The organism is Klebsiella sp. GW_Kp181 (genome assembly GCF_040062315.1).
Taxonomy (GTDB): Bacteria; Pseudomonadota; Gammaproteobacteria; order Enterobacterales; family Enterobacteriaceae; genus Klebsiella; species Klebsiella oxytoca.
The window spans coordinates 1-12,683 of record NZ_JBEAFR010000074.1 but is presented as its reverse complement, the minus strand read 5'-3'; the positions used below and the strand labels follow the sequence as shown (position 1 = coordinate 12,683).

At 55.5% G+C, this 12,683-nt stretch carries 13 protein-coding genes; 7 read left to right on the top strand and 6 right to left on the bottom strand.

The genetic code is table 11. The annotated features are described in order from the left end of the window. Positions 1 to 104: 104 nt before the first annotated feature. A complete protein-coding gene (locus ABLV11_RS19015) occupies positions 105 to 998 on the bottom strand; it encodes a LysR family transcriptional regulator (RefSeq protein WP_004102475.1) in 894 nt (297 codons plus the stop codon). Between the two features lie 116 nt (positions 999 to 1,114). Between ABLV11_RS19015 and ABLV11_RS19010 the strand changes: the two genes are divergently transcribed. Then, a complete protein-coding gene (locus tag ABLV11_RS19010; protein ID WP_348855644.1) occupies positions 1,115 to 2,365 on the top strand; it encodes an MFS transporter in 1,251 nt (416 codons plus the stop codon). Positions 2,366 to 2,400: 35 nt separating this feature from the next. Here ABLV11_RS19010 and ABLV11_RS19005 read toward each other — a convergent pair whose 3' ends face one another. Continuing rightward, on the bottom strand, positions 2,401 to 2,493 hold the full coding sequence (locus ABLV11_RS19005) for a hypothetical protein (RefSeq protein WP_004102479.1): 93 nt from the start codon (positions 2,491 to 2,493) through the stop codon (positions 2,401 to 2,403). A 342-nt stretch (positions 2,494 to 2,835) separates the two neighbouring features. On the opposite strand from ABLV11_RS19005, the gene ABLV11_RS19000 reads away from it, so the two are divergent. Both ABLV11_RS19000 and asr read left to right on the top strand, forming a co-directional pair. Further along, on the top strand, positions 2,836 to 4,323 hold the full coding sequence (locus ABLV11_RS19000; protein WP_348855643.1) for a carboxypeptidase M32: 1,488 nt from the start codon (positions 2,836 to 2,838) through the stop codon (positions 4,321 to 4,323). A 173-nt stretch (positions 4,324 to 4,496) separates the two neighbouring features. Next, complete coding sequence (gene asr / locus ABLV11_RS18995) at positions 4,497 to 4,865, top strand: acid resistance repetitive basic protein Asr (RefSeq protein WP_023329776.1); 369 nt, start codon at positions 4,497 to 4,499, stop codon at positions 4,863 to 4,865. Positions 4,866 to 5,011: 146 nt separating this feature from the next. Here the strand turns inward: asr and ABLV11_RS18990 are convergent, their stop codons facing one another. Continuing rightward, a complete protein-coding gene (locus tag ABLV11_RS18990) occupies positions 5,012 to 5,620 on the bottom strand; it encodes a LysE family translocator (RefSeq protein WP_126489189.1) in 609 nt (202 codons plus the stop codon). A 117-nt stretch (positions 5,621 to 5,737) separates the two neighbouring features. On the opposite strand from ABLV11_RS18990, the gene ABLV11_RS18985 reads away from it, so the two are divergent. Together ABLV11_RS18985 and ABLV11_RS18980 are read left to right on the top strand one after the other, a co-directional pair. After that, entirely contained in the window at positions 5,738 to 6,679 is a 942-nt protein-coding gene (locus ABLV11_RS18985; protein ID WP_224330512.1) for a LysR substrate-binding domain-containing protein, read from the top strand. 558 nt (positions 6,680 to 7,237) lie between these two features. After that, positions 7,238 to 8,050, top strand: coding sequence for a serine protease (locus tag ABLV11_RS18980; RefSeq protein ID WP_134882667.1), 813 nt, complete (start codon positions 7,238 to 7,240; stop codon positions 8,048 to 8,050). Positions 8,051 to 8,054: 4 nt separating this feature from the next. Here the strand turns inward: ABLV11_RS18980 and ABLV11_RS18975 are convergent, their stop codons facing one another. From ABLV11_RS18975 to mdtJ, 3 genes are all read right to left on the bottom strand, one after another. Then, on the bottom strand, positions 8,055 to 10,211 hold the full coding sequence (locus ABLV11_RS18975; protein ID WP_105890343.1) for a bifunctional diguanylate cyclase/phosphodiesterase: 2,157 nt from the start codon (positions 10,209 to 10,211) through the stop codon (positions 8,055 to 8,057). A 106-nt stretch (positions 10,212 to 10,317) separates the two neighbouring features. Then, the gene (gene mdtI, locus ABLV11_RS18970; RefSeq protein WP_017145776.1) at positions 10,318 to 10,647 is read right to left on the bottom strand and encodes a multidrug/spermidine efflux SMR transporter subunit MdtI; all 330 of its coding nucleotides are present in this window, start codon (positions 10,645 to 10,647) and stop codon (positions 10,318 to 10,320) included. Then, positions 10,634 to 10,996 (bottom strand): multidrug/spermidine efflux SMR transporter subunit MdtJ, encoded by a 363-nt coding sequence (mdtJ, locus tag ABLV11_RS18965; protein ID WP_004102515.1) that lies wholly within the window; start codon positions 10,994 to 10,996, stop codon positions 10,634 to 10,636. The genes mdtI and mdtJ overlap by 14 nt, the downstream gene beginning before the upstream one ends. Positions 10,997 to 11,026: 30 nt before the next feature. On the opposite strand from mdtJ, the gene ABLV11_RS18960 reads away from it, so the two are divergent. Beyond that, positions 11,027 to 11,350 (top strand): hypothetical protein, encoded by a 324-nt coding sequence (locus ABLV11_RS18960; protein WP_004102516.1) that lies wholly within the window; start codon positions 11,027 to 11,029, stop codon positions 11,348 to 11,350. A gap of 171 nt (positions 11,351 to 11,521) precedes the next feature. Continuing rightward, a complete protein-coding gene (locus ABLV11_RS18955) occupies positions 11,522 to 12,556 on the top strand; it encodes an AI-2E family transporter (RefSeq protein ID WP_004102517.1) in 1,035 nt (344 codons plus the stop codon). Positions 12,557 to 12,683: the final 127 nt, after the last annotated feature.

Genomic DNA, 12,683 nt, shown 5'->3' with positions numbered 1-12,683 from the left:
AATAAACTGAGGGCTATGGTGAAGCACTTCAACGGTACTCGTCAAATTTTTACTTAGCCTTGTGATTTACCGCACATTTTTAGCCCTGATTTGTCTTAAATGCATCACCTGGCGCTGGCCAGCAGCGATTCGCGAAAACGGCGCGCCGCCTGACCCTGCTCACGATGCTTAGACCATACCAGCCACATTTCCGAGACCGCATCCTGCTCTTCGATGGGCAACCAGCACATTTCCGACAGCTGAACCCGCCGGAATGAGGCCGGTAAAATCGACACGCCAAGCCCGGCGGCAACCAGGCCGATAATGGTCATGGCTTCCCCCACCTCCTGGGTGATGACCGGCGTCAGGTCGTAGCGGCGCATTAACCCCAGAATATCGTCATACAGTCCGGTACCAACATGAGGATCAAAAAAGACGAACGGCTCCCGCGCCAGCTCCCGCAGGCTAACGCCAGGCTGGCTCGCCAGCGGATGGTCCCGGGGCACCATCGCCAGCAGCGGTTCACGCAGCACTCTTTCCCAGACCAGCGTTTCCGGCAGTTGGGTGTTACGCATCAGCCCCAGGTCCAGCGCCCCTTCGTTTAGCGGCACAATCTGCTCGCGAGTGTTGGTTTCCCGCGTCTGAATATGCACATCCGGATAGCGATGGCGGAAGGTCGACAACGTGTCCGATACCGCCTTAATAAAGGGAGCCGACGAAGTAAAGCCAATGCGTAGTTCACCGGTCTCGCCGTGGTGAAGACGAGCGGCCCGCGCGGCGGCATCTTCCACCTGCGAGAGGATCTGCCGACTATCGGCGAGAAACTGCTTGCCGGCATCCGTCAGGCTAACGCTGCGGTTGGTACGAGCAAACAGACGTGCGCCAATTTGCTGCTCAAGGATTTGAATCTGCTGGCTAAGCGGCGGCTGAGATATGTTCAACCGCGCCGCCGCATGACCAAAATGGAGTTCTTCCGCCACCGCAATAAAGTAGCGCAGATGACGCAGCTCAATATTCATATTTAAAACGTCTTATTTGAGATTATTAATATATTAGACAGAATATTTACATTTTCATACCCTTAATAAGTGCCCTGCAAGGTCATTTAACTCTGTATATCAGCAAGGATTTTTCCGTGAGCCGTACAACTACCGCTGACGCCGTCCCGGCAAGCGACGTCAGCGACACCATCGCTCCTCAGCCAAACCAGTTTATCAAACGCGGCACTCCGCAATTTATTCGCGTTACGCTTGCGCTCTTCTCTGCCGGACTGGCGACTTTCGCGCTGCTTTATTGTGTTCAGCCGATCCTGCCCGTGCTCTCCACTGAATTCGGCGTCTCACCAGCCAGCAGCAGTATCTCGTTGTCCATCTCCACCGCCATGCTGGCGGTCGGCCTGCTATTTACCGGCCCGCTCTCTGACGCGATTGGCCGCAAACAGGTAATGGTGACGGCGCTGGTGCTGGCTTCCTGCTGCTCCCTGCTGTCGACGATGATGTCCAGCTGGCACGGGATCCTGATTATGCGCGCCCTGATTGGTCTGTCGCTGAGCGGCGTGGCGGCGGTCGGCATGACCTACCTGAGCGAAGAGATCCATCCCAGCGTGGTGGCATTCTCGATGGGGCTGTATATCAGCGGTAACTCCATCGGCGGCATGAGCGGTCGTCTGCTGACCGGTGTATTCACCGATTTCTTCGGCTGGCGGATTGCGCTGGCGGTCATTAGCGGCTTCGCCCTTGCCGCAGCACTGATGTTCTGGCGCATCCTGCCGGAATCGCGCCACTTCCGTCCGACCTCGCTGCGACCAAAAACGCTGCTGATCAACTTTCGTCTGCACTGGCGCGATCGCGGGCTGCCCCTGCTGTTCCTCGAAGGTTTTTTGTTAATGGGGTCCTTCGTCACTCTGTTTAACTATATTGGCTATCGCCTGATGCTCTCGCCGTGGTCATTAAGCCAGGCGGTCGTAGGCCTGCTTTCGGTGGCCTATTTAACCGGAACATGGAGCTCGCCAAAAGCCGGTGCGATGACCGTGCGCTATGGCCGCGGCCCGGTGATGTTGTTCTCCACGGCGGTTATGCTCGGCGGGCTGTTGATGACGTTATTCTCATCGCTGTGGCTGATTTTCATCGGCATGCTGCTGTTCTCTGCGGGATTCTTCGCAGCTCACTCGGTCGCCAGCAGCTGGATCGGCCCACGAGCCCGCCGCGCGCGTGGCCAGGCCTCGTCGCTCTATTTATTCAGCTACTACCTGGGATCCAGCATGGCGGGGACATTAGGCGGCGTGTTCTGCCATAATTACGGCTGGAACGGCGTTGGCGGGTTTATTGCGCTGATGCTGCTGGCTGCGCTGCTTACCGGCGCCTGTTTGCACAAGCGCCTGAAGTAACGCGGGCTTGCGTGGCCTGAAGCGGGCCACGCAGTTCACCACATTCCCAGTACCGACGACATGCCCATCAGTTCTCTGACGGCGTCCATAGAAAGCAGTGCGATAAACAGCCAGGTAAACGGATTCATAATCCACCTCACATCAGCGGCCTGTCTATGTTTATATTTTAGCCAACCACAGAGAAAGAAACTGCTATTTTGCGTACATCCGGATTATTTCGAGCCAAACATAAAATACGCAATCGATTAATCATGACATTATGCTGATGAACCGTCCGGGCAATCACTTACCCGTCTGTACCACCTTACTCCATTAGGGTAGCTGTAGCTGTGGTCAGATGGTCAATTCCAGCGCTGCCTGACGTTCAGGTCAGCATCACCCCGGTTTTTCATTGTGGGAAAGGTAAAGGAATTGTGATGGAATACTCCTCATTCTCACCTATGCAAACACAGCCAACAGGATCCGACAATATGGAAAAAAGATCGCCGTATCAGTCACTTGTAAAGACCTTCCAGCGCCTTTCCCGCTTTTCGCACCTCTCCGCCATCGCCGGCTGGGACATGTTCACCATGATGCCGCCCGGCGGCAGCGCGGCACGCGGCGAAGCGCTGGCTGAGCTTGGCGTTTTGCAACATCAGATTCTGACCGATAAAAAAGTGGGCGAATGGCTGCGCAATGCGCTTCAGGAAGAGCTGAACGATGCTGAGCAGGCAAACCTGCGCGAGATGACCCGTCAGTACGAGCAGGCGGCGCTGCTGCCGGAAAGCCTGGTGGAAGCGAAATCGCTGGCGGGGAGCCGCTGCGAGCACGCCTGGCGCAGCCAGCGCCCGGCGAACGACTGGCAGGGTTTTGCTGAAAACCTGCGGGAAGTGGTCAAGCTGAGCCGCGAAGAGGCGCAGATTCGCGCCGCGGCAAAAGGCTGCTCCCGCTATGACGCGCTGCTGGATATTTTTGAACCGGATATGACCAGTACGCGTCTTGATGTGCTGTTCGCTGACCTCAAGTCATGGCTTCCCACGCTGCTGGAGAAAGTGGTTGAAAAGCAGGCGCAAACGCCACTTCTCGAACCTCAAGGGCCGTTTCCGATTGCTGACCAGCGCGAACTGGGGCTGGAAGCGATGCGTGTACTGGGCTTTGATTTTGATGGCGGACGGCTGGATATCAGCGCCCACCCTTTCTGCGGCGGCGTGCCCCAGGATGTGCGTATCACCACGCGCTACAACGAGAACGATCTGCTCAGCGCGCTGTTTGGCGTGATTCATGAAACCGGTCACGCACGCTACGAACAAAATCTACCGCGTAACTGGATCGATCAGCCCATCGCTCTCGCCCGCTCTACCGCAATCCACGAGTCGCAAAGCCTGTTTTTCGAAATGCAGCTCGGCCGCAGCGAAGCCTTTCTTCAACGCCTGCTGCCAACGGTACGCCGGTACTTTGGCGAGCAGCCGGCCTTTAGCCGCGACAACTTTATCGCCTGGAATCAGCGCGTCAAACAGGGCTTTATCCGCGTCGACGCCGACGAGGTGAGCTATCCGGCGCACGTCATTCTGCGCTACGAAATTGAACGTGCGTTGATTGATGGCGATATCGAGGTTGATGATATTCCGGCGCTGTGGGATGAAAAAATGCAGCACTGGCTGGGACTGTCTACTACCGGCAACTATCGGGACGGCTGTATGCAGGATATCCACTGGACCGATGGCGGTTTTGGCTACTTCCCGTCCTACACGCTGGGCGCTATGTACGCCGCTCAGCTGATGGCTTCCGCCAGACGGGCGCTACCGCAGCTAGAAAGCGATATCGCCAACGGTAACTTTACCGCCCTCTTCGATTGGCTGCGGCAGAATATCTGGCAGCACGGCAGCCGTTTCACCACCTCGCAGCTGATACAGCATGCGACCGGGGAAGACCTTAACAGCGACTTTTTCCGCCAGCACCTCACCTCGCGGTATCTGTAAGCTACGGGCGTCGGGCCGCTCCCGGCGCCCAATTATCCCCGGTGAGAGCAGGTTGTACATACGGTTACACGCCGATACCAAACACTCACGGAAACCTCGATAAGACAAGCATATAGTTCTTTCAACGGCCCCGCAGTGGGGTTGAAACAAGAAACCTTTTCGAGGATATCAGAATGAAAAAAGTATTAGCTCTGGTCGTTGCCGCTGCTATGGGTCTGTCTTCTGTCGCTTTCGCTGCCGATGCCGCCACCACCGCCACTCCGGCTCCGGCTGCTGCAACTCACAGCACCACCGCTAAAGCGACCCATCACAAGAAACACCATAAAGCCGCTGTTAAACCGGCTGCAGAGCAGAAAGCGCAGGCGGCTAAAAAGCACAAGAAAGCAGAAGCTAAACCGGCTGCCACCCAGAAGGCTCAGGCCGCCAAAAAACACAAAAAGGCCGCCGCTAAACCGGTAGCTCAGAAAGCCCAGGCTGCGAAAAAGCACCACAAAACCACCAGGCACCATACCGCTAAAGCTGCTGCCCAACCGGCTGCTTAATCTCCCGGGTGAGATTGATTGATATAATACCGGCGCTGGCTTCAGCGCCGTTTTTTTCCGGAGAGCACTATGCTGCGGCGCTACCGTTTTGAGCTCATCCTGATCCTGCTGATTATCTGCGCGCTGGTCGCCAGCCGTTTTTTCCTCTACTGAAGACTTAGCTGCCAGAGGTTGTAGCCCAGGCCGTAAAGCGCCAGAATTAGCAGGAAAAACGCCGACACCGTTGTTAATCGCTGGGCGTAACGCGCCGTTAACCAACGACGAACCGCCAGAATATAGAGCGTAAGCACGCCTAAGTCGATCATCACCCATACCGCCGTCAGGAGCCCCAGGCTAAAACCGAAGCTGTCGGTTACAGGAATAAACTGCGGAAAAAACGCGGCAAAAAACAGGATATCTTTGGGATTGCTTAACGCGGTCGCAAATCCTGCCATCACCCCACTACGCTTTTTCGATGCATCCTGCCTCACCGGCTCTGCACGCAACATCCCCAGCGCAAGTCGAATAATAAACAGCGACCCGATCGTCGCCATCAGCGTTAGCGCGCGTGGATCAAGCGCCACTATGCCGTTCAGCATCGCAGCAGCAGCGGCCAGCAGCACTAAAGAAGCCAGATTCCCGCCAATCATCGTGCGCACCGCACTGGCAAAGCCTTCCCGCGCCGCCGCGCCGGTCACTAACACCACCACCGGCCCCGGGGTGGCAATAAGCGCCAGTACCGTCAAAGAGTAGGCCGTCAGCAAAGAGATATTCATGATTTAAACTCACCATTTCCCAATTAAAACCCTATCTTCCTCTCTGATTTCAGAGTTGAAAAACGACTTATAGTGAGTTTGAATGTGAGTTTTACTCAATGTTGAAAATCTCTGCCAATGTCTATGCCGCCGCTCTACGCACTGCGCGCTTTTGAAACCGCCGCTCGGCTTGGTTCGTTTAGTCAGGCCGCCGCGGCGCTGCACGTCACGCCCGGCGCCGTCAGTCGCCACGTCAGCACCCTGGAGTCATGGTTTGCATGCCGACTTTTTGTTCGCCATGGCCCAAAGGTCACGCTTACCGATGCCGGCTATCAGCTGGCGAAGGCGCTGAATGAGAGTTTTTCATCGATAGACCGGGCCTGCCAGACCCTGCGTCGTCAGGCAGGCAAGCTACGGCTGAAAGCGCCGTCAACGCTTACGATGCGCTGGCTATTGGACGTCCTGCAACAGTTTCGCCAGCAGCACCAGCGACCGGAAGTGGAAATGAGCAGCCTGTGGATGGATCGCGACAGCGTCGATTTTACTCAGGAGCCATTCGACTGCGCGATCCTCCTGGGAGATGGCAATTTTGGCAATAATAACCGCTGCAGCCTGCTTTTTGCCGAATGGTTAATCCCGCTTTGCGCACCGGGGATGATGCAGCAGGCCAGGCAAGATTTAGCGGCCTGCACGCTGATACATCCGTCCACCGATCGCCGTGACTGGCGGCGCTGGCTCGAGCATTATGAGCGACCTGCGCCGGATATTGCTCAGGGCATCGTCTTTGATACCCTTGAGCAAGGCACCATGGCGGCGATGAGCGGGCACGGCGTCAGCATTGGCGATCTGCTGCTTAATCTACCCGCGATACGCGCCGGGCTGCTGGCCTTACCCTTCCCGACGGCGGTAACTACCGGCGAAGGCTACTATTTTGTCTGGCCGAAAAACCCTCTCAGCCCACAGCCCATCGCTTTACTGCATAACTTTTTAAATCAGCATATCCCCGGCCCGCTCCCCGATAATATTCTCCGCCGGGGAGAGGGGCCCGAATTAGAGAACGTGAACCGCGGCAACCAGTAGATAGCCCGTAGCGCCCCAGATCATCGCGGATACGACCGAAACATAAACTAATGCGCGAATACCTTGTTTAGACATAAATCCTCCCGTACATCGGGTGTTAGACATTGCAGATATCATCGCCGGGATAACATCTCTGTTTGCTCAACAAGCGGGTAGCAATAACAACGTTTACGGTGAGAAAATGTTTCGCTTTGAAAGTAAGTAAGAAACAGGTAAAGAAGTGCGTTTTTCCTGTGAAGAAATTGCATATTTTACCCAATAGCGGCTTTTTTTGCTGAATGGACTTAAGAATAAGCTGAAGCGGAAATCAGGTTATGTTCCCTCATCTGATGTACGTTCGGATACACGATTTATGTTGCTTCCGCCGCCCTTTTCTGCGGAAATAGCGCCGCGGCCAAACAGCGTTAACATCTTGAAATAACACCATTGATCCGTCATGAAGGCGCGTTTTTGGCTGGATTAGCCCGCCGTCTGGCTTAATTAAAATTGTTCTTAACTTTCATAAACTTAAATCTGCTGCTACTTTCAATAGACATAATTATCTCCCCAGAGAGTGATATGCGTAGAGACGTACTGTTATTACTGTGTTCGATCTGTCTTTTCCCTGCGCTGGTGCAGGCCGATGATGATGGCATGAGTGCGAAAGATATTAAGACGCTGTTTTTTGGTCATGACGACCGTAAACCCGTCAGCGACCCCACAGACGATCCCTGGGATGCTATCGGGCAGCTGGAAACCGCCAGCGGTAATCTCTGTACCGCCACGCTGATTTCCCCCAATCTGGCGCTCACTGCCGGGCACTGTCTGCTTACGCCACCTAAAGGTAAGCCAGACAAACCCGTCGCGCTGCGTTTTATCTCGCGTAAAGGCGGCTGGGTGTACGAAATTCACGGCATCGAAGGTCGGGTAGATCCTTCACTGGGCAAACGGCTTAAGGCAGACGGCGATGGCTGGATAGTTCCCAGCGCCGCGGCGCCGTGGGATTTTGGCATTATCGTGCTGCGCTACGCCCCTTCCGGCATTACGCCGGTGCCGATTTTTAGCGGCAGCAAAGCCGATCTGACCGCCGCGCTAAAAACCGCCGAACGGAAAGTGACTCAGTCTGGCTATCCGGAAGATCATCTGGATAATCTCTACACCCATCAGGATTGCGTGGTCACCGGCTGGGCGCAGGCATCGGTGCTCTCCCATCAGTGCGATACGCTGCCGGGCGATAGCGGCTCGCCGCTGCTGCTGAAAACTGATGATGGCTGGCAGGTGATTGCGGTTCAAAGCTCGGCGCCTGGACCAAAAGATCGCTGGCGAGCGGATAACCGCGCCATCTCGGTGACCGGTTTTCGCGATAAGCTGGAAGCGCTGGCCGCCCAGTAAGCGGTCAGCCCTGCTGCTGGCGCAGCTGCAGTAACGACGTGACGGGCATCGGTTCGCTAAAATAGTAGCCCTGCAATCTGTCGCATCCCGCCCGCCGCAGCAGCGCCAGCTGTTTTTGATTCTCTACGCCTTCCGCCACCACCGTGATGTCCAGCGCCCCGGCAATTCTCACGGTACCGCGCACCAGCTCTGCGGCCTGGGTATCAACATCCACCAATCCGGCCAGCGATTTATCGATCTTGAGGCTGTCGAAGCTGAAGCTGCGTAAGTAGCCGATGCTGGAGTAGCCGGTACCAAAATCGTCGAGCGCTACCGCGATACCCAGCGATTTTAAATTTTTAATCGCCGTTCTCGCGCGGTCGGGATTCTCCAGAACATAGCTCTCGGTAACCTCAAGCTGAAGGCGACGGGCCGGAAAATGGCAGCGTCCCAGCACCTGGACCACCCGCGACTCGAACTCCGGATCGCGGAACTGCGCCGGGGAGATATTTACCGACAGAAGCAGATCGCCTAACGGCTGCAGATCGCTGCAGGCGCGATGCAGGACAAATTGACCGAGGGCGTATATCAGGCCGCTGCTTTCGGCGATACCGATAAACGCATCCGGCGGCAGCGCCCCCTGCGGGCGTCGCGGCCAGCGCAGCAGCGCTTCCACCCCTTCCATCACCAGCGTATCAGCGTTGACGATCGGCTGATACCAGACATCGAACTCTTCGTTCTCCAGTCCCTGACGAATGCCATTCTCGATATTGAGCTGATACTGCCGCGCGTCGCTGAGCGCTTCGTCATACCAGGTGGTACGCCCTTTGCCAGTCTTTTTAGAGTGGTACATAGCAATATCGGCGCGACGAAAAAGCTCCGTGCTGGAGCAGCTTGCCGGCACGCCGCTGGCAATACCGATACTGGCGCTGATATAGATTTTGCGTCCGCTCAGGATAATCGGTGCGTTTAACAGTTCCAGCACCGCGCGGGCAAAGGCTGAAGCCTGATTGGCCGCCTCTGCGCCGCTTATCGTCATTGCGAACTCGTCGCCCCCCATCCGCGCCAGCATCCCTTCCGGGGGAACCCGCTCCCGCAGCGCCTTCGCTATATGCAGGATCAGCGCATCGCCGACGTCGTGACCGTAGTTATCATTAACGTCCTTAAAGCCGTCGAGATCGATAAACACCACGCTTTGCGTCTGATACCGCGAATTTTCACAAACCTGATTAAGCCGTTCGATCAGCGCCCGCCGGTTAGGCAGGCGGCTCAGCCAGTCGGTCATGGCGGTATGACGCGCCACGCTTTCGCCGCGCGCCAGTTTGTACAGTCCGAGGCAGCTGAACAGGATAAACAGCAGGATCAGCCCTGCCGCCACCGCTGCAATCAGCCGAATGCTGTTCGATGCCGCCCGCGACGCTTCGGCGCCGGGCAGGCCGGGCTGCCAGCTCAGGTAGCCCACGGTTTCCCCGGCCTGGGTACGTAGCGGAATGCTGTATTCGCCACCGGTCTGGGTGACGTGCAGATTGCGAATCTGGAACGTATCGCCTAGACGTTCAAGCATTTGCGGGTTGATATGGCGGGTAATCACCAGATAGCGGCGGGTATCATCAAACACCTGCAGGCGTCCGACCGTCGGACGGATCAGGCCGATGCCGATAAAAGCAATACCGGCGCGGGTGCGGGTAATGCCAGCCCAGGCGCTTTTACCGCTGCGCAGCGCGGCGGCATGCTGCGAAATAAGCGCGTGGAAGCCGCTGCCGAGAAACTGCGTATCCTGCCCGGAGAAGGGCTGGCTGCGAAACGATCCCCACAGTACGTGGTAGTGCTGATCGAGTACGAAAGTACCGTCATAGAGATTGTTAATCTTGAAACCAGAACCCCAGGAATTATAGAGCCACTGCGGATCGAGCCTTCCGGCATAGGTCTGACTCACGGCATCATCCCAGACGGAATTATCCAGAACCAGCGACAGCACGCGGTTAACCGACGTCTGCACCGCGCCATTAACCGATAAAACGGAGCGATGCTTATCAATTTCGTTCGCTTTCTGGCCAATCAGATGCTGGGAGAGATAGAGCAGAAAAACCACCGACACGATGAGGCCGATCCCGGCGAAAAAGATCATGATGGAAAGCGTTCTGGCGGAGGGAATATTGCGCCAACCTGGCAAGTGAATCATGTTCTGCCCTCATCACGGCCGGTGGCTAAATTGCCCGAACAGGCTCATTTTTTAAGCGTAATACAGAGAGCAGATTTTGCCGCCCGCATTCGCAGGCGGCATCATATCAGGCGAGTTTAATTAACACCATGCCGGCCACCAGCAGGATCACCCCGATCCAGCCTTTATGGTTCAAACGCTGGCCAAACAGCACCCAGCCGGCGGCAATGGTCGCCGCGATACCGAAACCGCCCCACAGCGCATAGGCTACCGACAGGTCAATCCCCTTGACCGCCTGCGAGAGCGCGCTAAAGGCACCAAGCACCGCAGCCAGCGACATCACGCCATAGAATTTACGGCGAAAGCCGTCTGAAAACTTAAGAAAAACGTTGGCGATAATTTCCAGCGCAATCGCCAGCGCCAGCCAGGCGGCGTGGATCCACTCAAACTGTTGCATGCGCTTTCTCCTTGCCTGGTTTTACCGCTTTCTGCGTCCCGGATTTGATCAAGACAATCCCGGCGACCAGGGTGACCAGCCCGGCGATTTTTATCATCGACAGCGTCTCATCAAACAACAGGACGCTAAAAATGGTGATCAGTAAAATCCCAATCCCTTCCCACAGGGCGTAGGCTACGCCGAGGGCGATTTTTTTCACCGCGAACGCGAGAAAAATATAGGAAAGCGCGATCATAACCAGCATTAAAATAAAACCAGTATGCCCGCCGCTTACGCTTGCCCATTTCATCGACAAAGTGCCGGTAATTTCAGCAACGATAGCTAAAGCTAATAAAATCCAATAAAACATGATTCCTTCTCCTGCTTGAGAATATAATCCATGACGGCTTACTGCGAAGTAAACCGGAAAAATTCTGACGTTAATTTAGCCGTGCGCAGCGCGCCAGCTCAGGCAGAGAGAAGAAAACTAAAGCGCCGAGCGCCAGTGCTGCTCGCCGAGGAAGCGGGAGTTGAAGAGGGATACTGCAGGGTGATAAGAAATATACATCCTGAACTGATTGTCCATAAAATTACAATTATCCGCGGTATTGCTTCTCATCATTTGCGGATGAAAATTGTCCTCTGTAGTTATACACACGCAGATTTGTACCATAACGCCACATTTAACTCAAAGTCTTTGCAGTTCTTTACCTCGGATATTTGATTTGGATTAGCTTTTTACTGGGGTGTTCGCCATTATGATAGCGTTTCGTCAATTATTTATTCATGGGTCGCGCTTTTCATTTTAACCAACGCGACGCGTTGAGACGCTGTCTTTGCCAGCGTCTACAATAAACGCATATTAGACCCCATTTTTTCTCTCGCAGGGAGCGGTATGGCCAAACCCATCATTACGCTTAACGGCTTAAAAATTGTCATCATGCTTGGCATGATGGTGATCATCCTGACTGGTATTCGCTTCGCGGCGGATATTATCGTTCCTTTTATTCTGGCGATCTTTCTGGCGGTAGTGATTAACCCGCTGGTTCAGCTCATGGTGCGCTGTCGGGTGCCGCGGGTACTGGCTATTTCGCTGCTGGTCGGCGTCATTGTCCTGCTGGCCGTGGTGCTACTGGCCTCGCTGGGCACCTCGCTTAACGAACTGGCGCGCACGCTGCCGCAGTACCGCAATTATCTTTATGAACCGATGCAGACTATCGCGCCATGGCTGCAGCGCTTCGGCTTTACCGTCTCGGTGGTAGAGCTTAATAAGTACATTGACCCCAACGCGGTGATGACGCTGGTGACCAGTCTGCTTACCCAGCTTTCAAACGCCATGTCCTCTATCTTCCTGCTGCTGCTGACGGTGGTATTTATGCTGCTGGAGGTCCCGCAGCTTCCGGCAAAGCTGCAGCAGTTGATGTCGCGGCCGGTGGAAGGCATGGGCGCGATTCAACGGGCGCTGGATAGCGTCTCCCACTACCTTGTATTAAAAACCGCCATCAGCCTGGTGACCGGACTGGTAGTCTGGGGAATGCTGGTGCTGCTGGACGTTCGCTTTGCCTTTATGTGGGGGCTGCTGGCTTTTGCTCTCAACTATATTCCGAATATTGGCTCGGTCCTCGCGGCGATCCCGCCGATTTTACAGGTGCTGGTATTCGGCGGTCTGTACGAAGCGCTGGTGGTCCTGGCGGGCTATCTGGTGATTAACCTGGTGTTCGGCAACATCCTTGAACCACGCATTATGGGCCGCGGGCTGGGGTTATCGACGCTGGTGGTCTTCCTGTCGTTGATTTTCTGGGGCTGGCTGCTGGGTCCGGTAGGGATGCTGCTTTCGGTACCGCTGACGATCATTGTCAAAATCGCCCTCGAACAGACGGTGGCCGGGCAGAGTATTGCCTTTCTGCTGAGTGATTTGAGTAAAAACTAACGACATTGCACGCGCTTTTCCCGGAGGCGATGCTGCGCATCTGTCCGGGCTACTGGCCTACAAGCGGCTGTAAACCCGTAGCCCGATGTGATGGACGCCTCCCCCTTACGGCATCAAAGTGCCAGAC